The 26,191-nt window shown below is 38.4% G+C and carries 22 protein-coding genes and 1 pseudogene; 14 read left to right on the top strand and 9 right to left on the bottom strand.

The window, feature by feature from the left end:
- Positions 1-111: 111 nt before the first annotated feature.
- From MTCD1_RS02810 to MTCD1_RS02780, 7 genes are all read left to right on the top strand, one after another.
- A complete protein-coding gene (locus MTCD1_RS02810) occupies positions 112-1,041 on the top strand; it encodes a DM13 domain-containing protein (protein WP_057179206.1) in 930 nt (309 codons plus the stop codon).
- Between the two features lie 114 nt (positions 1,042-1,155).
- Positions 1,156-2,019, top strand: a complete 864-nt coding sequence (locus MTCD1_RS02805; RefSeq protein WP_057179205.1) for a YicC/YloC family endoribonuclease — start codon at positions 1,156-1,158, stop codon at positions 2,017-2,019.
- Positions 2,020-2,193: 174 nt separating this feature from the next.
- Positions 2,194-3,228, top strand: coding sequence for a virulence RhuM family protein (locus MTCD1_RS02800; RefSeq protein ID WP_057179204.1), 1,035 nt, complete (start codon positions 2,194-2,196; stop codon positions 3,226-3,228).
- Positions 3,229-3,987: 759 nt separating this feature from the next.
- Positions 3,988-4,344 carry a hypothetical protein gene (locus MTCD1_RS02795; protein WP_143760081.1) on the top strand — a complete coding sequence of 119 codons (357 nt, stop codon included), beginning with the start codon at positions 3,988-3,990 and terminating at the stop codon, positions 4,342-4,344.
- Between the two features lie 11 nt (positions 4,345-4,355).
- Positions 4,356-4,871 carry a type II TA system antitoxin MqsA family protein gene (locus MTCD1_RS02790; protein ID WP_057179202.1) on the top strand — a complete coding sequence of 172 codons (516 nt, stop codon included), beginning with the start codon at positions 4,356-4,358 and terminating at the stop codon, positions 4,869-4,871.
- Positions 4,872-4,883: 12 nt separating this feature from the next.
- Entirely contained in the window at positions 4,884-6,734 is a 1,851-nt protein-coding gene (locus MTCD1_RS02785; RefSeq protein WP_082606370.1) for a KGGVGR-motif variant AAA ATPase, read from the top strand.
- Positions 6,735-7,045: 311 nt separating this feature from the next.
- Positions 7,046-7,711, top strand: coding sequence for a YceH family protein (locus MTCD1_RS02780; RefSeq protein ID WP_057179200.1), 666 nt, complete (start codon positions 7,046-7,048; stop codon positions 7,709-7,711).
- A 257-nt stretch (positions 7,712-7,968) separates the two neighbouring features.
- On the opposite strand, the gene MTCD1_RS02775 is transcribed toward MTCD1_RS02780, so the two are convergent.
- Positions 7,969-8,697 (bottom strand): GGDEF domain-containing protein, encoded by a 729-nt coding sequence (locus MTCD1_RS02775; RefSeq protein ID WP_057179199.1) that lies wholly within the window; start codon positions 8,695-8,697, stop codon positions 7,969-7,971.
- A gap of 147 nt (positions 8,698-8,844) precedes the next feature.
- Between MTCD1_RS02775 and MTCD1_RS02770 the strand changes: the two genes are divergently transcribed.
- Positions 8,845-10,230, top strand: a complete 1,386-nt coding sequence (locus MTCD1_RS02770; RefSeq protein ID WP_057179198.1) for a GAF domain-containing sensor histidine kinase — start codon at positions 8,845-8,847, stop codon at positions 10,228-10,230.
- A gap of 251 nt (positions 10,231-10,481) precedes the next feature.
- Here MTCD1_RS02770 and MTCD1_RS02765 read toward each other — a convergent pair whose 3' ends face one another.
- Positions 10,482-11,099, bottom strand: coding sequence for a helix-turn-helix transcriptional regulator (locus MTCD1_RS02765; protein WP_057179197.1), 618 nt, complete (start codon positions 11,097-11,099; stop codon positions 10,482-10,484).
- A gap of 178 nt (positions 11,100-11,277) precedes the next feature.
- Between MTCD1_RS02765 and MTCD1_RS02760 the strand changes: the two genes are divergently transcribed.
- The 4 genes and pseudogenes from MTCD1_RS02760 to MTCD1_RS02745 all read left to right on the top strand — a co-directional run bounded on the left by MTCD1_RS02760 (position 11,278) and on the right by MTCD1_RS02745 (position 15,027).
- Positions 11,278-11,910, top strand: a complete 633-nt coding sequence (locus MTCD1_RS02760) for an NAD(P)H-dependent oxidoreductase (protein ID WP_057179196.1) — start codon at positions 11,278-11,280, stop codon at positions 11,908-11,910.
- Between the two features lie 24 nt (positions 11,911-11,934).
- A pseudogene (locus tag MTCD1_RS21650) lies at positions 11,935-12,096 on the top strand (VOC family protein); the annotation flags it as partial.
- A 53-nt stretch (positions 12,097-12,149) separates the two neighbouring features.
- Positions 12,150-12,566 (top strand): VOC family protein, encoded by a 417-nt coding sequence (locus tag MTCD1_RS02750; protein WP_057179195.1) that lies wholly within the window; start codon positions 12,150-12,152, stop codon positions 12,564-12,566.
- Between the two features lie 295 nt (positions 12,567-12,861).
- A complete protein-coding gene (locus MTCD1_RS02745; RefSeq protein ID WP_057179194.1) occupies positions 12,862-15,027 on the top strand; it encodes a prolyl oligopeptidase family serine peptidase in 2,166 nt (721 codons plus the stop codon).
- Between the two features lie 540 nt (positions 15,028-15,567).
- Here MTCD1_RS02745 and recQ read toward each other — a convergent pair.
- Entirely contained in the window at positions 15,568-17,397 is a 1,830-nt protein-coding gene (recQ, locus tag MTCD1_RS02740) for a DNA helicase RecQ (RefSeq protein WP_082606369.1), read from the bottom strand.
- Between the two features lie 386 nt (positions 17,398-17,783).
- Between recQ and rarD the strand changes: the two genes are divergently transcribed.
- Positions 17,784-18,686 carry an EamA family transporter RarD gene (gene rarD, locus MTCD1_RS02735; protein WP_057179193.1) on the top strand — a complete coding sequence of 301 codons (903 nt, stop codon included), beginning with the start codon at positions 17,784-17,786 and terminating at the stop codon, positions 18,684-18,686.
- A gap of 72 nt (positions 18,687-18,758) precedes the next feature.
- On the opposite strand, the gene MTCD1_RS02730 is transcribed toward rarD, so the two are convergent.
- The 6 genes from MTCD1_RS02730 to lptM all read right to left on the bottom strand — a co-directional run bounded on the left by MTCD1_RS02730 (position 18,759) and on the right by lptM (position 25,702).
- Positions 18,759-20,018 carry a diguanylate cyclase gene (locus MTCD1_RS02730; RefSeq protein WP_057179192.1) on the bottom strand — a complete coding sequence of 420 codons (1,260 nt, stop codon included), beginning with the start codon at positions 20,016-20,018 and terminating at the stop codon, positions 18,759-18,761.
- A 58-nt stretch (positions 20,019-20,076) separates the two neighbouring features.
- Complete coding sequence (gene uvrD, locus MTCD1_RS02725; protein ID WP_057179191.1) at positions 20,077-22,251, bottom strand: DNA helicase II; 2,175 nt, start codon at positions 22,249-22,251, stop codon at positions 20,077-20,079.
- A gap of 460 nt (positions 22,252-22,711) precedes the next feature.
- Positions 22,712-23,488, bottom strand: coding sequence for an HAD family hydrolase (locus MTCD1_RS02720; RefSeq protein ID WP_057179190.1), 777 nt, complete (start codon positions 23,486-23,488; stop codon positions 22,712-22,714).
- Between the two features lie 357 nt (positions 23,489-23,845).
- Complete coding sequence (locus tag MTCD1_RS02715; RefSeq protein ID WP_231732930.1) at positions 23,846-24,559, bottom strand: DUF484 family protein; 714 nt, start codon at positions 24,557-24,559, stop codon at positions 23,846-23,848.
- Positions 24,560-24,593: 34 nt separating this feature from the next.
- A complete protein-coding gene (gene dapF, locus MTCD1_RS02710) occupies positions 24,594-25,424 on the bottom strand; it encodes a diaminopimelate epimerase (protein ID WP_057179189.1) in 831 nt (276 codons plus the stop codon).
- A complete protein-coding gene (lptM, locus tag MTCD1_RS02705) occupies positions 25,424-25,702 on the bottom strand; it encodes an LPS translocon maturation chaperone LptM (protein ID WP_082606383.1) in 279 nt (92 codons plus the stop codon). The genes dapF and lptM overlap by 1 nt, the downstream gene beginning before the upstream one ends.
- 154 nt (positions 25,703-25,856) lie before the next feature.
- Here lptM and cyaY point away from each other — a divergent pair, with 154 nt between their 5' ends.
- Positions 25,857-26,177: an iron donor protein CyaY gene (cyaY, locus tag MTCD1_RS02700; RefSeq protein WP_057179187.1), complete on the top strand. Its 321-nt coding sequence runs from the start codon at positions 25,857-25,859 to the stop codon at positions 26,175-26,177.
- Positions 26,178-26,191 lie beyond the last annotated feature (14 nt).

Below are 26,191 nucleotides of genomic sequence, written 5' to 3'. Positions count from 1 at the left end.
ATTTGCGTAAGCATTAGCAGAAATATTAAAAAACTATCAATTTGTGATATCTCTGTGAAGTTATACCGTCAATATCGGTCTCTATATTTTACTTATTATTGGTGACCGGATATGACTGTCAAATTACTATTAACTGCCATATTAGCCCTGTTATTAACCGCATGCGGTTCAGATGACAAGATTGCTGAAGTAGCAAATAATTTAAATCCGCCCCCTTCGGCGGTTACCACTTATACTGGTATATTTCTAGATTCAGCGGTTACTGGGCTAAACTATAAAACGATTAGCCAAAGTGGCCAAACCAATGAGCTGGGCGAATTTAACTTTCAAGACAATGAAATGATCACTTTCTCAATTGGTGACATTGAACTGCCCACCACACTTGCCCGTCTCTATTTAACCCCGTTAGAGCTCTTTCAAACCACCGATATTAATCAAATTGAAGTCATTAACCTGCTGCGGCTATTACAAAGTTTAGATAGTGATGGTGATAGTAGTAATGGCATTGAAATAACGGCATCGGCGCACCAATTAGCCACTAACTTGATTATTGACTTTTCTGCCAGTGATTTTGCCCAACAAGTCGCGGAACTCGTCAGCCAAAGTGGTGGCGTTTACCAAACACTCATTCCTGCCTCAATGGCAATCGAGCACTTTCAGTTAACACTGAATCAGATCAGTGATAACAATGTAGCAAGCTGCAGTAAAGAACATGACAAAGTTGGTCATAGTGGTTTCTTCAATACTTTTGCCCACAATGTCTCAGGCAAAGCGACAATTATAGATGACTGCACCATTGAAATAACGCAATTTAGTTATGATGGTGGTGGCCCCGATGTATACATCTACGGCGCTACAAAGCATTTATATGCTGGCAATGAGGCTTTTTCAATAGGTAACAGACTTAATGGTCAGGTGTTTGACAATGCTAGCTTTATTATTAAATTACCCCGTAATAAAACCTTAGATGACTTAACCGGTCTAAGTGTTTGGTGTGCCGATTTTAATGCTAACTTTGGCCAAATGGAATTTACCCCTTAATTGACAAAAGGGGTTTTGTCAGCACTGAATTTCTGGCTAGATATAACAAGGTCAGGCATAATCCTGCTGTTCATTCTTATAAAACAAACTTTTTGAGTAATAATAGGAAAGATTATGATCTACAGCATGACGGCGTTTTCACGCGTTGAAATAAAAGGTGACTGGGGCAATGCAGTCTGGGAAATACGCTCAGTAAATCAAAGATTTTTAGAAACATATTTTCGATTACCTGAACAGTTTCGTGGCATTGAGCCGGTGTTACGTGAGCGTTTTCGCAAACAGTTAAATCGCGGCAAAGTAGAATGTAACTTACGCTTTAATGCCAATGCAGCCAACAAAAGTGACTTGACCCTTAATAAAACCTTAGCGATACAACTGATACAACATGCTAACTGGATTAATGAACAAACCTTAAACAGCCAAGTAAATCCTGTTGAAATAATGCGTATGCCTGGCGTGATGGAAGCACCCGAAGCCGATATGTCGGCTATTCAAACTGAACTTTTAGCGGCCTTTGATACCGCCTTAATAGATTTCATTGCTGCCCGCGCTAGTGAAGGTGAAAACCTTAAAGCCATGATTGAACAACGCCTTGAGGCAATATCTGTTGAAGCCGATAAAGTACAAAGCCGTATGCCTGAAGTGATTGAATGGCAGCGTAAACGCATTATCGATAAGTTTACCGATGCTAAAATTGAGCTAGACACAGGTCGTGTTGAACAAGAGCTAGTATTACTGGCCCAAAAAATGGATGTCGCTGAAGAGCTTGACCGTTTAAACAGCCATGTGAGCGAAACTAAAAAGATCTTGAATAAAGGTGGCGCCCAAGGTCGCCGTTTAGATTTCATGATGCAAGAATTTAATCGCGAAGCCAATACCCTAGGCTCTAAATCCATCAATTCCGACATAACGGCTAGCGCGGTAGAATTAAAAGTCTTGATTGAACAGATGCGTGAGCAGATTGCGAACATCGAATAGTTAACCTGTGCATTTATAAGCATACGCAACAGCAAATAAAGCCTCGGAACTCGGGGCTTTTTTATGTCTGCATGTTTTCATTTCTTTATACAAGTTGTAGTATTGTCGGCAAGCTAAATGGTAAGTAAAGACCATCACAAAAACACTAGAACATAAGAAATAACGGAGTAGTTAATGAGTGACAGTTTAATACCTAATGCTCCTAACGGAGAGTTTTTCCTATTTAAAAGCTCTGACGGACAAACTAAAGTTGAGTGTCGACTTGAAAATGATACGTTATGGTTAAACCTCAACCAGTTATCTACATTATTCGGGCGTGATAAGTCAGTTATTTCTAAGCACTTTAAGAACATATATGAGGATGCTGAATTAGTACAAGAAGCAACCATTGCAAAATATGCAACAGTTCAAATAGAGGGTGAGAGAGAGGTAACAAGGTTACTTGAATATTATAATTTAGACGCAATTTTTGCTGTCGGTTATCGAGTAAGGTCTAAAGAAGGTGTTCAATTTAGACAATGGGCAACTAACACCTTGCAATCATACTTGATTAAAGGGTTTGTCATGGATGATGAACGTTTAAAACAACCTGAATCTAGCCCATATTTTGAAGAATTACTTAATCGTATTCGTGATATTCGTTCATCCGAAAAGCTCTTCTACCGTAAAGTTTGTGATATCTACGCAACCAGTATCGATTACGACGGTAAAGCTCAGCAAAGTGTGCACTTTTTTGCTCAAGTACAAAATAAAATGCATTGGGCCGCACATGGCCATACTGCTGCAGAAGTAGTTTACCAACGTATTGATGCCGATAAGCCACATTTAGGTTTAACAAATTACGCGGGAAAAGATTCAGGAAAAGAGCCAACTCGTAAAGAAGTAGTCACAGGTAAGAATTTCTTAGCTGAGGATGAGCTTGAAATATTAAATCGCTTAGTTACTTCTTACTTGGAGTTTGCTGAGCTGCAAGCACGAAACGGTAAGCTAATGAAGATGGTTGATTGGGCTAATAAATTAAGTGACTTCCTTAAGTTAAGCGATTTTGATGTATTAACCCATGCAGGGAAAATATCTGCAGAACAGGCCAAGCAAAAAGCAAAACAAGAATACGATAAATTTAGACGCGTTATTGATTTAAAGCCCAGCCAAGTTGATCAAGATTTAGCTGACGCAATAAAAACATTATCTAATAAAAAGAACGAATAAAAAAAGATGTAGTTGATTAGGGTACCAATTTTAATCGTGATAAGAATCAATGTCACCAAGCTTCATTAAAATTGAAGGCGTTGCAGTATTCTAAAACTACATAATCTAAGATTTTTTCCCTGCGTTGAACCTTCTAATCATATTCAGAGTTATCGGTGGCTGCCCTAGTTAATGGCTAGTTAATTACAGTAATGGGTATCAGCTAAACTTATTTACTGTTTTCTTGCGGTAGCCATAAAAACTCTCAAAAAACAGTATTTGATGATTATTTAAAGCTAGTAGAGTCGTGAAGTTTTTTTCCTTTGAGTGGGTGTCTGCTATTTTTTACTCGCACGATAATGAGTCTATTATATTAGACCCTTTATTAAAAAGGGCTGCATAGGGGGGGGAGGTAAAATCTCTAGAGCCTATAGCATGGTGACCGTACCCTCAGGCTTTTTTTTACGTGCGCGTATTAAAAAGTTTCTGACCTTACCAAGATCGAGGAATGATATTTTAGGTGTGACGCGTCACATTTTATAAGACTTAACTATTTCTAACCTAAAGTTTACTTATCAGTTACTATAGTATTGATAATTATCATATTTACAAATTACCTCATATGATAAAATCAAGGTTAATAAAAATATTATTGGTTGGAATCGTTTTAAATTTGAACAAAACAATCATATGATATGATTTTTTACCGCTAAACGAATAAAACAAAATAACATAGCAAAAAACCTATCATATGATAGAATCAGTTAAAGGAAGTGGATTTTGACGACAGAATTAGAACCAATAAGAATTTTGATGGCATCTAAAGCAAGGCATACGCGTTCTCGAGTGAACAGGCACTCACCAGAACTTCCTTCAGATTGGGCGCCTCAAAAAATTGAAAACCCAAAAGTTGGATTCCCCTTTTCAGACGACTCAGCATGGCACCTTATAGCAGATTTATTGGAAGATAAAAACCAAGAAGTTAAATATATAATATTAAACAAGCCCCCAGGAAAAGAAGCTTCTGTGATGCTGCACATTCTAGTGCAAGGTCAAACACCGTTGTATATAAAAGTACACATGGGTGCAAAAGACAAAGTTATTGGAAGAAGCTTTCATATTAGCGACAGAAATTAAGGATTATATTTATGAATGATAATAATTCAAATCAAATAGTGATGTCATGTGAGTGTTGTGGAAGTGATCAAGTAACACTAGATTGTATAGACTCCAAATTTGAGTATAAGCATGGAAGAAAAATTGTAATATTAGAGGTTCAACTACCTGTGTATTCTTGTTCAGAATGTGAATTTGAATATACTGCACAAGAAGCTGAGCAGATTAAGCATAATGCTATTTGTAAATATTTGGACATATTACTTCCTAGCGAAGTACAAGATATCCGTAAAAAACATAAACTGTCTGTTAAGGATTTCTCTAATTTGACTGGCTTTGGAAGTGCAAGTATTACTAGATGGGAGTCGGGTTTATTGCACCAGTCAAAATCAAATGATGTACTTCTTCGTCTTCTATCCGATGAAAAAATTATGAATAGATTGTTTTCAGATATACGAACTAATATTAGTTCACAACCAACACCTAAATTTTATTATATTCAGTTGGTTCCTACTCTTGTCGAAAAATCAAGAAGCTTTCAATTATAGAGTTTTAATAAAATGTATGTTGTAACTTTTTACTCATTTAAAGGTGGCGTAGGCCGCTCAATGTCTCTTGCAAATGTTGCTACTGAGTTGGCAAATAGAGGCAAAAAAGTCCTGATGGTTGATTTTGATTTAGAAGCGCCAGGACTACACACTTTTGACTTTGGGCTTAACGAAGCCCCGAAAAGTGGTGTTGTTGAATATATTGAGTCTTACCTAGAAAGTAATGAATCTCCTGATGTCACCCAACACATTTATGACTGTAATTTAGATATATTAAATGATGGAAAGTTATGGTTGATGCCATCAGGAAACCTAGATGATACATACTCAACAAGATTATCTCGATTAGATTGGAATGATTTATACGAGAATAGATCTGGATATCTATTTTTTGAAGACCTCAAAGCACAATGGAAAGAAAAATATAACCCTGACTATGTACTAATTGATTCAAGGACAGGCCATACTGATGTCGGAGGAATATGCACAAGGCAACTTCCTAATTCAATAGTATTTCTTTTCTTTCCAAATGAGCAGAATCTTACAGGCCTTAAAAAAGTAGTTGGTGCCGTAGAGAAGCAAAATACCATAGAGTCTAATAACCTATCACAAATTGAAATGCATTTTGTTTCATCTAATGTTCCTGATTTGGATGATGAGAATCAGATTTTATGTGACACTTTAGCAAATTTTTCAAAAAGCTTAAATTACGATAAATTAACGGCAGAAATACATAGATATAATAGCCTAGCACTACTAAATCAGCAGATCTTTACTTTGCACCGACCAAGAACGCAGTTGGCTCAAGAGTATAGAAAATTAACAAATGAAATAATGTTAAAAAATGATGAGGATGTTGAAGGTGCAACTTCTTACCTACAGACATTAGTTAAGTCTAGAAGCCCTGATAGCCAAAAAGTCACTGAAGACAGATTGAAATCCATACAGGAAAAGCACAATAACAATCCTTCAATATTAAACTTATTAAGTCAGATAATTGAACGGTATGGTGATGTCGAAGAGTCTTTATCATTAATTAATAGAGCTATAGAACTCGGTGATATAAAAGCCACGACTAAATTAAGACAGGCTAGACTGTATATAGCCCTAAATGCTAATAACGAGGCACTTGACTCCATATCTAGTGCACTGAAGTCTACCGACTTAGAATATTCAAGTATTAGACTTGCTGTGAATATGGTTGTCAGAATAGATCCATCAAAACTAACGATGATAATTAATAGCCCTGCATTTCAAAACCTTGAAAACAATGAGCTAATAAACTTAATTAATAAGTATTTTACTTCTGAATATTCAAGACTAGATTTAGCCATTCATGCTCTTTTATTTTTAATTGAATCAAATGAAAAGTTACAAGATAAAAAATTAGAAGATGAAATCAAATATGCGAAATTACATTTATCTTTGATCTATTTAGCAAAAGGTGAATTTAAAAAATCTATAGAATTAATGGGTAGTAAACGACCAAGCCATAGCGATCAAGTCAGCACTATCTTTAATTATGCCATGGCTGAATGGGGTGTCACAAATGAAGCGCCTCAAGACCTACTTCAATTAGTTATAAATGATATAGAGGAAGTGGATGTATTTAATATAGGTGATACGAACTTCAAGCAATGCATCGCATTGAGCTACTGGGCTATTGGAGATTCAGATAAAGCTTTAAAAATTGCCTATCATATAAAAGAATGGCTAGTTGACACATCTAACACTTTTAGTTGCTGGACATATATTAACTCATCAAGCAAAGAGTTTATTAATGATATAGATGAAATGATAACTGGTATAAAAAACGGTAAGGTCGTTCCGCGGTTTATATCTAGAGGTAAATATTTATTCTAGCTATAGAACTATGATTTGAATTATTTAATACTTTCAATTCACCCTACCTATTGGTGGAAAACATGGTGGGCAAAGAATAAAAAATAGCCCAACAATGAAATTAAAACAAAATATTTCAATTACTTAAAAAATAAACCAATAAGTAGATTGCGAATATAGAATAATACTCAAGCCAATATTATCGATAAAAAAGCCATAGTTAGCTCCATCATTAACTGTGGCTTTTTTATTAGCAATCAACAATATTAGTCTAGTAATGTCGCATATTGCTTGCTATAACATCGACATCTAATTTATCAGGATGCCTTCAAATGATCTCACTCTCTGCTGAGCAATGCCGCATTATCGGCGTCATGCTTGAAAAAGAAACCACCACACCAGAGCAATACCCACTGTCATTAAACGGTATTACTCTCGGCTGCAATCAAAAAAGCAACCGTGATCCAGTAATGTCATTATCAGAAAGTGACGTGCAAAACGTAGTCGATGAGTTGGTGCAACTGAATAAATTAATGGTCGACCATAAGGCCTCCAGCCGAGTAAATAAATATTTCCATCGCTTTTGTGATACCGAATTTGGCAGTTTAAAATTCACCGCCCAGCAAAGAGCCATTATTTGTGTACTGTTACTAAGAGGACCGCAAACGCCGGGTGAGTTAAGAACGCGTACTAATCGCCTGACTGACTTTAGCGATGTTAGTGCCGTTGAAGATGCCTTAAAGCAATTACAAGACTTAAACGGTCAACCACTGGTGAAAAAACTGGCACGTGAGCCAGGAAGGCGTGATTCACGCTATGTACATTTACTATCAGATTTTGATGAAAGCAGCTTGGCTGAATTCAGTGATAATCCAGTTAAAATAGCCCCCACAGACAATAAAAATCAACTTGCTCAGAGAGTCACTGAGTTAGAGCAACAAGTTGCCTCATTAACAGAGCAAGTAGCTACATTAACTGAGCTATTCGATAGTGAATAATTGTTGATTTAATTAACCCGCAAGTAACGCCTAATGCATGATAATGAAGCCATTCTTGCCGATTTTGCTAAAGTTATCTCTAGGGATGTCAGCTGGCGATTTATATACCCTAGGACTATTTCATGACTGCGGTATACCCGCTTTTGCCAATAAATTTTATGATACCGATAAGGCCTTTAATCTAGCGTCTCAGCTAACGCCATTAATCTACATTCACATTCGGAATGTAGAGTGATGACAACTGCAGCTAAATACCGTTAAGCGACCTTAATGGTATTTTTGTTTGCCGCTTTAGCATCCAACAAGGCATCTTCAACATTATGCAGCATATCGGATAAAGAAAAGCCTTTTTGCCACGTGGCTAAACCCATACTGCAAGTAATAGTATCGGTAGTAAAAAGTTGCTGGGCTATGGTTTCTCTAAGATTGTTAGCAAACTCATAAGGGGAAGTGATACTTGTTGGTAAAACTAAAAGAAAATTATCGCTGTGCCAATGGATAAGTTCGCTCTTTGCCGGGATGTTTTTTTGAATGATAGCAACCAATTTTATTAAAATATCATCACCAACACTCGGGCCATAGCAGTCATTAATGCGCTTAAAATTATCAATATTAAGCTGTAATAAACTAAAGCCTTCGCCCTCACGGTGCGCTTTTTGACAAAAATTGTGCAATATAACCTGACCTGCACGCCGATTATAAGCATGTGTTAGAGGGTCTTGTTTGGCAAGGTCTTCAAAAGCTTGAGTGACTCGCCCCAATTCCACCAAGCGACGATAAATAAAAATAACTAAACTAAACGTTAAGCTAGCGCCTAAAGGTAAAAACTCATCAAGCTCCCAATGCTCATACTCTTTGACCAAATTAATAATAACTTCTAAGACGTCATAATGAGCAAAGAAAGCAAACAAAATGGCATTTATTGCCAGTAACCACAAGCCATCTCGAACAAATGAACGTCTATGTAAATACTTATAATGCACCATAGTTATCCCAAGAATAATACTACCTTTTCTATAATTAACTAAAACAAAAGTAAATGCGAGTAATTTTCACTCATAGTTGCACATAAGGCCAATAATATTATTTATCAGTAAGTTATTTTTATTTCGCTACAGAGGCGAAGATAACTTATGAAAAATAAAATGGCTTATGCCATAGTTAAGTTATGGTGGCACTTGGGAGTATCTATGTTAACTCACATTCAAGAAATTATTGAGGCAGTATCAAACAGTTATGGCGATGAATTTTTTACTAAGGTAACCTTAGCGCTCAATAAAGTGATTGCTGCTGACTACACCTTTATTGCCCGGTTAGATTCGCATGCTCATAGTTGTAGAACAGAGGTGTTAGTTGCCAAAGGAAAAATTGTTGATAACTTTGAGTATTCCCTAGAAAATACCCCTTGCGCTAATGTCGCTGATGATTCGGTATGCTTCTACCCTAAAGATATTTGTAAGTATTACCCTAAAGACCAATTATTGTTTGATATGAAAATTCAAGCCTATTTAGGTACACCGCTCCTTGATTCAAAACAGCAAGTGATCGGCATAATTGTCGCCTTATTCGAAACTGAGCATAAAAAGGAAAAAGAAACATCGGCGCTATTTCAATTATTCTCAGGTAGAATTGCCGCCGAACTGGAACGCCTTGATTATGAACAATCCCTTGAGGATAAAATAGCTGCGCGCACCTTAGAGCTATCCGAAACAGTAAAACAATTACAACTAACACAGCAACAATTAGTAGAATCAGAAAAAATGTCTGCTTTAGGTAACTTAGTTGCCGGTGTTGCACATGAAGTAAATACGCCTCTAGGTATCGCCATAACTACCCACAGTATTTTGGCCGATGAATTTAATAAATTACAAGATAAACTGGCGACTAAAAGCCTAAGTATGAAAGATATGGAGCGCTTCCGTAAAACGTCAGAAAGTGCCATAGCGATGCAAGGAGAGAACTTAAACCGGGCTAAAAAATTAATTAGCAGCTTTAAAAAAACTGCTGCTGATCAGCATCAATTAGAAATTGAAACGCTTGATATTGGTCAATATTATCAACAAGTCATTTCGACCTTGCGCTCTATCCTTAAACCGCAAAAGGTTAGCCTTACTATAGAGTGTCAAGAGCAAATAGTTTTGGCTACCTACCCGGGTATCCATGCACAAATATTAACTAATTTAATCAGTAACAGTGTTAAACATGGTTTTGCTAGCAAGCACAATGCTGAGGTAGATAATGCCCGTCAAGAAAATAAAATTACTATTGAGATTAAACAGCTCACTACGGGTGAAGTCGACGTTATATACAGTGACAATGGCCGTGGTTTATCTAAAAAAGCACAGCAACATATTTTTGAACCTTTCTTTACCACAGCGCGCGCACAAGGTGGCATAGGTTTAGGCATGTCTATTGTCTTTAACTTAATTAACCAAAAAATCAATGGCTCTATCGAAGTAAAAAAAACGAAGTCTGGTGCCTGTTTTCACTATAAATTCAAAGAAAATACAAGTAATTAAAGCCTAATCAAATACTTTTATTAGCTTATGATTTCTGGATATTCCCTAGCCATCAATGTTTTTATTTAAACATCATGGATGTGATAAAATGTTTACCTTTCTAAATACACTTAAATTAAAGTCTTCATTAGCACTACTGCTCTTTCCTTTCGGGCTAGCGCTTATTACGGGGCAATATTGTTTTTGTTGGTAATAAAGAAATTGCATTAAAACAATATACTCATGCTGCAGCACTGCTAGGTAAGTCCACTTTAAGTGGGTGTTACTTTGTAAGCACAGCGCCGTGCACCATCAATAATATGCTCTTCTCGGCTAACGGTAGCTACCTCACTCATAAGCGCTTGAAACATTTGTAATTCCGAACGACAAAAACTTAAGCACTTACTGGCCGCGGCACAAATAGGGCAATGGTTTTCCATTAACCAAAAAACGCCGTCATGCTGTTCCACTGTCGCCATATAACCTTCATCACTACGCAGTTTCGCTAAAGTCTGTAATTTTTCTTCGATACCAAATCTATCGGCCAATGCTAATCGATAGTTTGCCATCGCCGTTTCTTCTCTATGACTGATCAGCTTTTCCATGCCATCGTCACCAAAGATGCTAATCACCGAATCGAGTAACTGCACGGTTAATTCATCATGACGATCAGCAAAACGACTATGACCTTTATCCGTTAACGACCAATACCTGGTTGGCCTGCCACGAGGCGCTTTTTCATCTTTAAAAACCACATCGCCAGAGTCTTCTAGTCCTTGCACATGCTGGCGAATTCCCATGGTGGTAAGACCTAATTCGCTCGCCAGTATTTTTGCCGTTAAAGGCCCTTCGGTCTTTAATAGCTGAATTATTTTTTCATGAGTCTTCATTAGATCTCCGGCCGAAAGGTAGGTATAACGCCATTATTACCCATTTTTAGCATGATTTCATCGTCTAGCATCATATTAAGTAAAGTTTTTTGTTTATATTTTACTTGATCTTCTTTTGTAAAGTGTTTACCTTATTATATAAATAGAAAGCTTTACTTAATACCGGGAAAGAATTGTGATGAATTTAGTTATTATCAGTGCCAGTCAACGTACTCAATCACAAAGCGCTAAAGTTGCTAATTACCTAGCTGACAACAGTAGTCAATTTAGTGCCGTTCAGCATATTGAATTATGTAAACAGCGCCTACCACTATGGGATGGTGAAGAGATGAGTAAACAACAAGATGATAGTGATTGGCTGGCCATAAATGCTCAATTACAAACGATGGATGCCTTAATACTTATTACCCCGGAATGGGGCGGTACAGCCTCACCGTTATTAAAAAACTTATTAATGATGGCGCAAGCGGCCGATATTGGTCATAAACCAGTACTGCTAGTGTCTGTGGTTAATGGTATTAGCGGCGCTTACCCTATCGCAGAATTACGCATGAATGCCTTTTCCAATAACAAGTTAGTTGCTATTCCCGATCACCTAATTATTAGAAATGTTGAAGAAATTCTTAATACGATTAATGAACATAACCAGCAAGAAGATCACGCTATAACTCGTCGAGATAAAAGTATCCGCCACCGTATTGGTTATAGCTTACATACACTGTTTTATTACAGCCAGGCGATGAAAATATTACGTGAAACCTTACAAGGCAATACCTATAACAACGAGTATTTATACCCGTACGGTATGTAAATTAATCGTCAGACTAAAGTAAATCAACAACGAGGCATTCAATTTGAACAGTTACCAACAGATCAGTCCTACCTGTGGCGCGAAGCAAGCCTAGTTGACCCTAGTGGCAACAACATAAAACTCTATTGGGCAGGAGAAAATCGTTTAAATCCGCCTTGGCGGATTGAGAAAAAATACCAGGCATAAAACGACTACACTTATTAAAAATATACCTACAAAATAGGTAACGGAGAGCAATTATGATTACCTTAGAACACATTAACTTAGTGGTCAGTGATATAGAAAAAAGTTTAGCTTTTTACCGCGCCGCTTTTCCTCACTGGCATGTACGTGGTGGTGACAAAGGTGAATGGTCTGGCAAACCAAGAAATTGGCTACACTTTGGTGATGACTATCAATATATCGCCTTTGCCGATAATGGTGTTGGTGACAATAGAGACTTAACCGGCCATCAAGTAGGTTTAGCGCATTTTGCCTATGTTACCAGTGACTTAAAAGGTACCATAGCGCGGATAACCCAAGCTGGTTTCCCTATCCATAAAGACGGCACCCCTGATAAGTATAGAGAGAACATCTATTTTCTAGATGCCGATGGTTACGAAGTAGAGTTTGTGCAATACCACACCGACGTGCCTGAGCTAAGAAATCGCTATTAATGCCAATATGATGCATAAGCTATGTTAATAAGTACCTAGTTACCCACCATGAGAAGGTTACAGTATTCATTAACCTAGCTTAAACTTAGCAAGTTATGCGCTAATTTCACCTCCGACAAACAGTTAGTAATACTCTGTAACAAAATACTGCCGCTTGCCTCACCACTCAATGAGGTAAGCCATAGTTTTACTAAAGCCTCCTCTGCTACACTGCTCAACGATTTGTAAAATAAATGTCAATATGTCGCTAAGTACTAGTCGCGGCATAATACTCACTTCAACAAGCGAGACTCAAATGAACAAACAAAGTATTTTCTTGACCAGTATCTTGGTCACTAGTGTATTAGCCGGTTGTACTGGCAACAGCATTAAACAAACATCAGACCCAATCGCAGTCACTCAAGCACAAAAAATTAGTTACCCAGTAACGCTTAAAGGTGACGTAGTTGATAATTACTTTGGTACTGATGTTGCCGACCCATACCGTTGGTTAGAAGATGACCGTAGTGAAGAAACTAGCGCTTGGGTTAAAGCCGAAAACAAAGTGACTTTTGATTACTTAGCGAAAATTCCTTACCGCGACCAACTAAAGTCTCGTTTAGCTGAATTATGGAACTATGAAAAAGTGGGTGCTCCTTTCAAAGAGGGTAACTATACCTATTTTTATAAAAATGATGGTTTGCAAAACCAGTATGTGGTTTATCGTCAAAAAGACGGTGGCACTGCTGAAGTATTTTTAGATCCAAACACTTTCAGTGAAGATGGCACCACGTCTTTGGGACAACTTAGCTTCTCAAAAGATGGTTCAATTGCCGCTTATGCTATTTCTGAAGGTGGTAGTGACTGGCGTAAAATCATCATTATTGATGTAGAAACAAAAAAAGTATTAGAGACACCACTTGTTGATGTGAAATTCTCAGGTATCTCATGGTTTAAAAATGAAGGTTTTTACTACTCAAGTTATGATAAGCCAGAGGGCAGTGAGTTATCGGCAAAAACCGATCAACATAAACTTTATTACCATGTCTTAGGTCAACCACAAAAAGACGATAAAATTATTTTTGGTAACACTGCCGAACAAAAGCGTCGTTACGTTGGTGGTACTGTCACCGAAGATAACCGCTTCTTACTTATCTCAGGTGCAATTTCAACCTCAGGTAACGATCTTTATCTTAAAGACTTAAGTAAGCCAGATAGCCCATTAGTAACCATTACCGATAACTTTGATGCCGATACTTATCTACTTGAAAATGAGGGCGATAAGCTATTTTTAGTGACTAATCTAAATGCGCCAAATAAGAAAATTGTCACGGTAAATGCGAGCGCACCAGCAAGTAAAAACTGGACCGACTTTATTGCCGAAACTAAATATGTACTAAGCGCTTCTACGGGTGGCGGTTACTTCTTTACTGAGTATATGGTTGATGCTATTTCGAAAGTTTACCAATACGATTATCAAGGTAAACAAGTGCGTGAAATCAACTTACCCGGTATTGGTAGTACTTCTGCCTTAGAAGGTGACAAAGACGAAAGTATCTTATATTACTCATTTAGCAACTACAAAACGCCAGGTACCATCTATAGCTACAATATAGATAATGGCAATAGTGACGTTTACCGTAAGTCAGGCGCTAAATTTGACAGTAATGCTTATGAATCAAAACAAGTATTTTATCCATCAAAAGATGGCACACAAATACCTATGATCATTACCTATAAAAAAGGTATTGAACTTAATGGTAAAAATCCGACTATTTTATATGGTTATGGTGGTTTCAATATTAGTTTAACGCCACGATTTAGTGTTGCTCGTGCGGTATGGCTAGAGCAAGGTGGTATTTATGCTGTTGCTAACTTACGTGGCGGCGGTGAATACGGTAAAAAGTGGCATAACGCTGGTATCAAGTTAGACAAACAAAATGTTTTTGATGACTTTATTGCTGCTGCTGAGTACTTAATCAAAAAAGATTATACGTCTAGTGATTACTTAGCCATTAATGGCGGCTCTAATGGCGGTTTATTAGTTGGTGCTGTTATGACACAACGTCCTGATCTAATGAAAGTAGCTTTACCAGCCGTTGGTGTATTAGATATGCTGAGATACCATACCTTCACTGCGGGTGCAGGTTGGGCATACGATTACGGTACCGCTGAGCAAAGTGAAGAAATGTTCAAATACTTACAAGCTTATTCGCCCGTACACAATGTTAAAGCTGGTGTTAGCTACCCAGCGACCTTGATCACTACTGGCGATCATGATGACCGTGTAGTGCCGGCACATTCATTTAAGTTTGCTGCTGAGTTACAAGCAAAACAAGCTGGCAATGCACCAATGCTTATCCGTATTGAAACCAATGCTGGTCATGGTGCTGGTACACCGGTATCTAAAACTATCGATCAATATGCCGATATCTATGCCTTTACCTTGTTTAACATGGGTTTTAAGGTGTTACCAAAGTAGCAGAGTAAAAAGTCAAAGTATCGTTAACCTTTACTTTATATGAGCAAAGCTGATCTTGAGCAAGTACCTGAGAATATTACTCAGGTACTATTGCAACAAGTCCTATTTAATTCGAAGTGTTATGTCAAAAAAGCATTTCGAGACTTTATTTCTCAACGTTAATAATGGAGTAAATTATGGCTGGTTGTGGTGGCGAAGGCCATGATGAAAAAAAAGCGCAAGAACAAGCTCAAGATAAAACAACAGCACAAACTGAAGCTGCTGAGAAAGATTAACTACACTTGCTTTAAACTGGTATCGGTTCAAATCAGTATAAATTAGCCTTCTTATCCTGGCTTCGCTCAGTTATTTCATGTTAACGACCAAGCCACTAACTTATTTAAGTTCAGTGGCTTTTTTATCTGCGGTTAAATATTCTATCGAACTCAGGTTAAAAGACGCTATGGCGAATAGAGAAACTAACCAGATACTCAATAAAGAAAATGGTAACGGGCTTACTACAAATTGATTCCTACCTACTTCAAGTAATCAAGGAACTGTTTAGCCATGTTCCTTAATCAAGGCCAAAAATGGTTGACCATAACGGGATAACTTCACTTCACCTATACCACTGATAGCAAGCATGCCCCGAGAGGTTTTCGGTTTTACCCGTGCTAATTCAGATAAGGTGGCATCATTAAAGACAATAAAGGGTGCAATATCTTCGCCATCGGCAATGGCTTTACGCAGTTCACGCAATTTGGCAAATAAAGCCCGATCATAACTCTTTTGTGGGATTTTTTGCTGCCAGTAGCTGGCTTTTTGTAAACGTGGGCTGGCTAACATTAATGGCTCTTGCGCTTTTAATACCACACCCGAGGCTTGTGTTAAACATAAAATAGATTGTTGCTCGATATCTTGCTGCAAATAGCCTAAGTGTATTAGCTGACCAATAATCGAGTACCAATAACCGGCAGTTTTTCCCTTGCCTAAACCAAAGGTAGAGACTTTATCGTGTGCTAACTGTTTAATTTTATCGGTAAGTTCACCGCGTAACACGGCAATTACATGGTCAATATCACCTTGTTGCTCGATACGATATACACATGATAATACTTTTTGTGCCTCTATAGTGCCATCAAACTGACTCGGTGGGTCTAAGCAAATATCGCAGTTACCACAGCCTTTTTCGGTATATTCAGCAAAATAATTCAGTACCACTTGTCGACGACAGGTTTGTGCGTCAATAAAAGCATTCATGGCAGCAAAGCGCTGCATTTCAACATTTACTCGCTCAGGGTTATCGCCCTCACTAATACGTTTCTTAATGCGGGCGACATCTTTTTCATCAACCAAAAATAAGGCTTCTGCGTCTAAACCATCACGCCCAGCGCGACCTATTTCTTGATAATAAGATTCCAAGGAACGTGGTGGCTCAAAATGTATAACATAACGGACATTAGGTTTATTAATACCTAGGCCAAAGGCAACGGTAGCTATCACTATCTGAATGTTATCTTTAGTAAATCCTTCTTGTACTATGGTACGGATTTCATTCTCTAAACCGGCATGGTAAGCCGCACAATTTATACCGCTGGCCGCTAAATACTTAGTCAGTTTGTCTACTTGCCAACGACTGTTACAATAAATAATGCCGCTATCTTCGCCTTTCTTTTTGATATAACCGAGCAACTGCTTTTCGCCATTATATTTAGGCGCTAAGGTAAAACGGATATTGGGACGGTCAAAGCTATCAAGATGAATATAGGGGTTTGGCAGCGCCAGCTGGTGCAAAATATCTTTGCGGGTGGTGACATCCGCCGTAGCGGTTAATGCCATCACAGGTACCGTAGGAAAATTTTGTTTTAAACATTGTAGCTTGGTATAAGCTGGCCTAAAATCATGGCCCCATTGAGAAATACAGTGTGCTTCATCAATAGCAAATAAACTTAAGGGCAATTGCCTTAAGCTTTGTAGGAAGTAGTAATTAGTTAAACGTTCCGGCGCCACATACAGTAACTTAATTTCACCTCGCCCTAAGCGAGCAAAAATATCATTGATCTCGCTTTGCTCTAGGCTAGAGTTAATAAACGCCGCCGATATGCCTTGGTGAGTTAAGCCATCTACTTGATCTTTCATCAAGGCAATTAAAGGCGAAACAACAATAGTAACCCCTGGCAACAACACCGCTGGTAATTGATAACACAGCGATTTACCCCCGCCGGTAGGCATTAATACCAGAGAATCTCGCCCTTGCAATAAATTATTAATAATCTCGATTTGACCGGTACGAAAACTTTCATAGCCAAAATAGTGTTTTAAGGTTTCAAGCAATAAGGCATTATCTATTGCACTGCTTGCTGTATTGGCTGTGGCTACTGAGGAATTCAAGAAGGTGTCGACTAATTTTCTAAGGAGTAATAAAGCTATTTTAACTCAGCGGTGCAGTGAAAACATAGTACAGAAAAATATATTTTTAACTTAGCGTCGATCTTATTGATATTTATGGCCAAGTTACCTTAAAATTCATAATTCATGCTCTTGATAGCCCCTATTTTTAAGACCACGCCATTAATAAAAAACCCACCTTGAACATAATTTTCGCTGCCATACTAAAAACCCATGGTGACTATTATGGCTGTATAGCCAGCTTACCGTTCCTCGTATTAACAAGTTTACACCGCCAACAATAAGTACTGAACTTTTAGTACTTACACAGCTTAAGGTCATGTTATTATTCCGCCTTTCCTTATAGCTTGCCCTGGAATGATTAACTGATGAGTACAGCAACCTCTGATCAACTTGAAGCCAATAGCAGCCGTAACGGCGCCTTAAGTGCCTTAAGCGCATACCTACTGTGGGGCTTTGCGCCAATATATTTTAAATTACTCAACGAAATTGAGCCCGGTGAAATATTAATGCATAGGGTTATTTGGTCAGCTTTATTTTTGCTAGTGATGATTGTCGTTATGAAAAAATGGTCACAGCTCGTTACTGTTTTCCGTCAGCCAAAGATATTACTCTTGCTGTCTTTATCAGCTAGCTTTCTGGCGGTAAATTGGTTTCTGTTTATTTGGGCAATTAATAATAACCACTTGCTCGATGCCAGTTTAGGTTACTACATTAACCCACTCTTTAATGTTGTCCTTGGCATGATATTTTTTCATGAACGTTTACGCCGTAATCAATTAATAGCGGTAGGTTTAGCCCTGACGGGTGTATTGGTGCAGTTGGTTGCCTTAGGTACTCTGCCAATGATTTCACTCGCCTTAGCCACTACCTTTGCCATTTATGGCTTAATAAGAAAAAAACTGCCGGTTAATTCATTTATTGGCTTATTTATTGAGTCATTGTTAATGCTACCGATAGCCCTGATTTATTGGTTTTTCTTTGTTGAAAGCAGTACCAGTAATATGGCGTTAAATAGCTCTAGTTTGAATTTTACTTTGATCATGGCAGGCCTGGTAACCACAGCACCATTATTATTATTTACTATAGCAGCAAAAAGGTTAACACTGTCAAGCTTAGGGTTTTTTCAATATTTAGGGCCAAGTATTATGTTTTTATTGGCGACTTTTTATTATCAAGAAACCATGAAAAGTGCTGAGCTGATCACCTTTATTTTCATTTGGGCGGCATTAGCACTCTATACCTTAGACTCGTTAAGAAAACGCGCATAAAAGTAGGCGAAAAAAAAGCGCTTATCCTCAGCAGTGATAAGCGCTCTTTTATTTATTTTTTAAGGTGGCAAGTTAGTCTTCGAGTTCAGCGCCTGAGATAACCACTTGATTACGACCATTTTCTTTTGCTAAATATAAGGCATTATCGGCTTCATTCATTTGCTTAGCGAACTTATCTTTGCTATCAAAAATCACGCCAAGGCTTAACGTTATTGATATAGGTACTCCACCGACTGGAATAGTCGACACGGAAATTTCGCGTCTAAAGTCGTCTAACCTGTTATACAAATTATCGACATCAATGCCGTGTAATAATACCGCAAACTCTTCACCACCCAAACGTGCTGTTAGCCCTGCACTAAAGTGTTTACGCATATAAAGCGCAATCACTTTTAATACCTGATCACCCGCATCATGACCGTAGCTATCATTAACCTTCTTAAAGAAGTCGATATCTATCATAGCTAAACAGTAAGGTACTTTTTTCTGGATATATTCTTTAATGCGCAATTCAGCCGCATGGAAAAAAGCACGACGGTTAGCAAGATCAGTTAAATAATCCGTATTGGCGGCATGTTGAATTTTGGCAATATTATTCAAACTCTCAATGTTTTGGGTAATACGACAATAAAATTCTTCCGGGCAAAAGGGTTTCCGTAAAAAATCATCAGCGCCATTTTTTATAAAACGCGCTGAATGAATGCCGCTAGTCGCGCCAGAGATACCTATTACGGCTAATTGCTCACGTGTATAAATACGGCGAATTTCATTGGTCAGCTCGATACCATCCATTTCCGGCATTTCTAAATCGGTTATCACCATTTTAATATTTTTGTGTTGAGCTAGTTTCTCTAATGCCTGCACACCATTATTAGCGGTTACCACAGTAAAATTACGACGTTTTAATAATTCAACAATATGATTACGCGCTGCCGAGGAGTCATCCACCACTAAAATGGTATTTTGATCATTGGTTAGCTGCCAATGTAAAACGCGCTTTAAATACAAAAAGGCTTGGCTATTCTCTTTGGGAATATAATCAATTACCGGCTGAGATAATATTTTCTGCCGAGTTTCATCATCCATTTTCCCTGTCATCACAATGCTAGGAATACCATGGGATAAGACACAGGCGATGGCTTCACCGTCGAGCGCATCAGGTAGCGCATAATCTATGGTCGCGGCAAAAAAGTCAGTATCGGCAGATAAAATATCTTCTACTTCAGCCAAGGTGGTCGCTATAACCACCTCAAATTTTAATGAATGGGCTATCTGTTTGATAACGGTTGCTATCGGTTTGCTGTCTTCTACCACTAATAATCTTTGCGACATCACTACACCTTCAGATTTTAAATCGGCTACTCTATGGACGTTAGGTTCACTGCTGAACTTAGGCTGTTTCTAAATTGGCATACTCCACCACTAGCCATTTACTACCAACATCGGCAAAATTCACCTGAATACGCGACTGAGTACCACTACCTTCATAGTTAAGCACTACCCCTTCACCAAACTTAGCATGTTTAACCAGCTGACCCAACTTAAAACCTGTATTTTCAAAGGTTTCAAGGGTAAAGGTGTTGGAGAATCTGCCCACTTTACTCGGTCGTTTTACTTGCGCCTGCATACGAATTTCTTCTATACACTCTTCAGGTAATTCACGTAAAAAACGACTGGCTTTATGGTGTTTTTCCTGCCCATATAAGCGACGACTTTCAGCATGGCATAAGTATAGCTTACGCATTGCTCGTGTCATGCCGACATAACACAAACGACGCTCTTCTTCTAAACGCCCTATTTCTTCAACCGATTTTTGTGATGGGAACATGCCTTCTTCAAGTCCCGCAATAAACACCAGAGGAAACTCTAACCCTTTAGCTGAATGCATGGTCATTAACTGTACGGCGGCTTCAAATTCATCGGCTTGTGACTCACCTGACTCTAATGCCGCATGAGTGAGAAAAGCGGTTAATGGGCTTTGCTCTTCGACTAACTCAGGATCACTTTCAAAAGTTTGGCAGGCGGTAACCAGCTCATTTAAGTTTTCTATACGTTGGGCAGCCCGCTCACCTTTTTCTGCCTGGTACATAGCCTTTAAACCACTATTATTAATGACAAAATTCGCTTGCTGATCTAAATCTAAATTCTGGGTATCATCTTCTAATTGCTCAATAAGCTGGATAAAGGCGGTTATGGTTTTAGCACCTCGCCCTTTTAGTTGCTCTGCTTGCAACATATGCTGACAAGCTTGCCACAGCGTTACTTCCATACCACGGGCGGCATCTCTAATTAACGATAAGGTTTGATTACCAATGCCACGGGTTGGCGTATTAATAACACGCTCAAAGGCGGCATCATCATCACGGTTATTGATAAGGCGCAGATAAGCAAGGGTGTCTTTGATTTCTTGTCGTTCAAAGAATCGTTGGCCACCATAGATACGATAAGGTAATTGTCCTTGTAATAGAGCTTCCTCAAGTAAACGAGATTGCGCATTAGAGCGATACAAAATGGCTATTTCATCCAGTTTGCCACCGTCATCACGCCATTGTTTAATACGACCGGCGATAAACCGCGCTTCATCAATTTCATTAAAAGCGGTATAAATTGAGATTTTTTCGCCAGCCTCACCATCGGTCCACAACTTTTTGCCCATGCGATTATTATTGTTGCTAATTAATTGGTTCGCTGCTTGCAAAATATTGGCGGTGGAGCGGTAGTTTTGTTCGAGTCGAATCGTTTTAGTATCATCATACTCTTTTAAAAATCGTTCAATGTTTTCTATTTTTGCGCCACGCCAGCCATAAATAGATTGATCATCATCTCCAACAATCATTACCTTGCTGCGAGCTTTACCTAACATGGTAAGCCAAGCATATTGAATGGCGTTGGTATCTTGAAATTCATCCACCAAAATATGGCCAAAACGCTGTTGGTAATGTTCTAACAACACAGGATTTTCCAACCATAATTCATGGGCACGCAATAATAATTCCGCAAAATCGACTAAGCCGGCTCGGTCACAAGTTTCTTGATAAGCTTTATACACTTTAACAAATAACTCTTCTGTGGGATCAAATTGGGCATCTATATGCTTAGGACGTAGACCTTCATCTTTTTTACCATTGATATACCAAACAAATTGCTTAGGCGGCCATTTTTTCTCATCAAGTTCTAGTGACCTAACGATTCTTTTGATTAGGCGTAATTGATCATCGCTGTCTAATACTTGAAAACTTTGCGGTAAATTGGCTTCTTTAAAATGCATACGTAACAAACGATGTGCTAAACCGTGAAAGGTGCCAATCCACATACCATGAGTATTACCAGCCACTACCTGTTCAACACGAGCACGCATTTCTGCCGCCGCTTTATTGGTAAAGGTTACCGCCAATATGCTGTGTGATGAAACTTTTTCTACTTGTATTAACCAGGCAATACGCTGCACTAATACTCGAGTTTTACCACTACCTGCGCCAGCCAAAACAAGCATATTTTGCTTAGGGGCAGCAACAACTTCACGCTGCTTATCATTAAGAGAGTCGAGTAATTCTGAAACGTCCATAGGGTTAAAAACCTTTCTTGCGGTGGCATTATCTAATGAAGTAGATAGTGGTGCTAAATAATAATAGGTAAAAGTATATCACCATTTAAAACTAGTTGTTGTGATCTGCTGTTTATTTTTACAGTACCCTTACAGCGCATTATAGCTCGTTCCTGCTAGTCAATTTCGCTACACTGATTTTGATATCCAAGGAATTAATAAAGAAAACAAGGATAAATAACACTATAAAACAAGCGACTAGAGCATTTAACTGCTGTTTACTTTCAAAGCTATGATGCATACCCCAACAAGTGTTGCTGCGTTATTTATCTTTAATTCTGACAGTGCCCATGCTCAATAAAGATGAAGTTACCGCAATTAACCCGTACTGAATTACTGCGTAGTGAGCAAGCAAAAGATAAGGTTTTTGATCTGTTTTATAGCACTAAGCGCTATAGCAACTGTACGGATTTAGGTATGCCTATTGTTTATAATCAAGTAATTGCAACAGTTCGCTTACTTGGGTCAATTCAATATGAGGTAATTGCTGTAATTTTTTACCGACACCGTATTGCGGTAACCAAGCAGTCTGACAGCCCGCATTTAACGCACCATAAATATCAGCAAAGCCACAGTCACCGACATGCAGTAACTGCTCCATTGGAATGGTTAACTGCTGACAGACCAAAGTAAACATATCTGCCGCAGGCTTTTGCCTTAGCAAGTGTCCACTTTCACCATGATTAGCACCGCGTTGAAAACCCGCATGGTAAATGTGTTGAAAGTAGTGAGCTATACCCAAGGTTTTGGTATTTACATTGCCGTTACTGATGGCTACCAAAGGGAACTCCTTGCTTAAACTCGCTAACAATTCATGGCTCGCTTTCGGTACGGTAAAATCACTACGTAAGCTAATAAAAAAATCTAAGCCCGCTTGTGCTTCTTGTACCGCGTCTTCTGCCGAGACATTATGTGCCAGCAACCCCAAACGATAAGTTTCATAACGAACTCTAACAACATCATGGCTAAGGTCAGGTGTAGCTGCCAGGGCTTGTTGACGATATGGTGCCCAGAAACGTCGATTAAAAATCGGCTTTAGCTTAGGAACTAACTCAGGCAATAAAAGGGCAAACCTTTCAGTAAAATACTGCAACATTTGCTTTTCAATGGCTAGCATTACTGGGCGGTTATTATATAAGGTGTCATCTAAATCAAAACTGATGGCCTTAATCGTGGTTAATCGTCGGTAAAATCGCATAGTCTTACATGACCCTGATAATACTTAAAATATTTACAGTGCTAACTGTTGTTGTAACAATTTTGCCATTTACTCGGTAAGCAGCCGTTTAAATTGATTTAGCAAAAGCGAGTACTACAGTGCTAACTGTTGTTGTAACAATTTTGCCATTTACTCGGTAAGCAGCCGTTTAAATTGATTTAGCAAAAGCGAGTACTACAGTGCTAACTGTTGTTGTAACAATTTTGCCATTTACTCGGTAAGCAGCCGTTTAAATTGATTTAGCAAAAGCGAGTACTACAGTGCTAACTGTTGTTGTAACAATTTTGCCATTTACTCGGTAAGCAGCCGTTTAAATTGATTTAGCAAAAGCGAGTACTACAGTGCTAACTGTTGTTGTAACAATTTTGCCACTAGTCGTTTAAATTGATTAAGTAATAAGGTATCCATTCGTGGATCAAAATGGTGGGCCTCGGCACTACCAATCGCCATAAAACCAAGTACTTTTTCTTCATGAGTTAGTTTAATCAATACCACTGAGCCTGCACACGGCTGCGAGAATATCAGGGTTTGTTCACTTTCTTGCAAGCGACCAAAATAGTATTCCTCCTTACTTAAACGATTTTGCATTATGTCAGCACAATCATTTGTTGATAAGCTGTGATGAGTAAGTGCGGTATTATTTGCCGGAAGTAACCACAATTTGAACGATGATAGCGATAACAACTCAATAGTTGTGTGATGTAAGCAATCGAGTAATTCCCCCGCAGACTGACAATCAAGTAAACGTAAATAGAGATCACTATAGAGCACAAATAACTGCTCATTATGATTAGCGACCGACATTAACTGAGTAATTTCATCTTCTAAACCGTGTATTTTTTGGCGAAGTAGCTGTTGTTGGCGTTCAACTAAAGAGACAGTGCCACGTTGCTCATCGATTAAACGTAAGCTGGTCATTAAACTATTATGACGATTAAAAAATTCAGGGTTATCTTGTAAGTAACTGACCACTAACTCATCCGTTAATGGCAGATCTTCACTATTGATACCTTGTTGTACATCATTCATGTTACTGGTTTCTTCTTTCATTGCATGCTATCGCTAATAGGGTTGGGGATTAGTATCATATAGATATTTGGCCATCAAATACGTGAGTGGCGGGTCCTGACATCTTCACCGGGTGACCCGGTCCTTGCCAAAATATGCGTAATTTACCACCTGGCAGCTCTACGGTTACTTGTTTGGCTAGTTTTTTCTGCATATACCCAATAACAACGGCTGCACAGGCACCACTACCACAAGCTAAGGTTTCTGCTGCACCACGCTCATAGACTCTTAATTTAATATAATTCGACGAGACGATTTCCATAAAACCAACATTGGCATCTTTAGGAAAACGCTCATGGGTTGATAACTCTTTGCCAAGTGAGGCAACAGGCGCTTCCGCGACACTATCAACGGTAACGACACAATGTGGATTACCCATAGAGACAACGCCACATAAAACAGTTTCACTTTCACTGCGCAGAATATAAGTGCCTTCCATTTTCTTGGCAGTAAAAGGGATTTTACTCGGTTCAAATTGCGGCACAGGCATAGTGACGGAAATATTACCATCACGCTCTATGTGTAAATTCATCTTGCCTGTACTGGTAGAAACTTTAATCTTATGTTTATTACACAAGCCTTTCATCCGGACAAACTTTGCAAAACAGCGAGCGCCATTACCACACTGCCCGACCTCACTGCCATCAGCATTATAAATACGGTAATGAAAATCTAAATCGGGATCATAGGGCGGCTCAACAATTAATAGTTGATCAAAACCAACACCGAAGTTTCTGTCAGCAATTTTAGCGATTTGTTCTGGTGATAAAAAAACATTTTGCGTGACATTATCAAGCACGAGAAAGTCATTACCTAAACCATGCATTTTAGAAAAGTTGACTAACATTAGGGTGACTCTTTAACTTGGTCTGTTGACTGTTTTACTGAAGGAATAACTGCTGACTCTATTGGCTGCTGCACAGCTTGTTGTTTTTTTGACTCATCAAGCCTTGTTACGGTTTGTGCTTGGTTTTGTTCAGCTGGCTCGGTAACTGCTTGCTCAGGTGTTTGATATAAATCACCTTTAATACCACAAGCAGATAAAAAAACTGCAGCGAGAAAAGTCAGTAAAATCTTTTTGATATTTAAATTACGATGTAAGTAACGCTGTCTATTGGTACTCATGATGGTTTTTACCATGAAAGTCGTTTAAATCAAGGTTTTTAGCTTAACTTAACCGCTCTATATCTATATTTATTTGGTCTGATTACCATTATACTCACATGCTTATCAACAATAATACTCACTTAGAAAAATAATGATAGTTAAAGGATAGGCAATGAACGATAGCCAATACAACTTACTCACTGATGAACTTCTTCTCGCTATAGAAGAAGCTGTCGAAGACTCTGGTGTCGATATAGATTACGAAGCCGTAGGCGGATTATTAACGCTCACTTTTCTAAATTCCAGCAAAGTGATCATCAACAAGCAAGCGCCCTTACATGAAATATGGGTAGCAACAAAATTTAACGGTCACCACTTTGTCTTTAACAACGAGCGTTGGATAGATAAACGCAGTGGTGATGAATTTTGGCAGTTTTTATCAAAAGCGGTAAGCATACAAGCTGAAACTGAATTAACGCTTTCAGCTCAGTAACCTTGATATATTTG

The sequence above is a fragment of the Colwellia marinimaniae genome, from assembly GCF_002207865.1.
Classification (GTDB): domain Bacteria; phylum Pseudomonadota; class Gammaproteobacteria; order Enterobacterales; family Alteromonadaceae; genus Colwellia; species Colwellia marinimaniae.
This window is presented reverse-complemented; position numbering and strand designations above follow the sequence as displayed.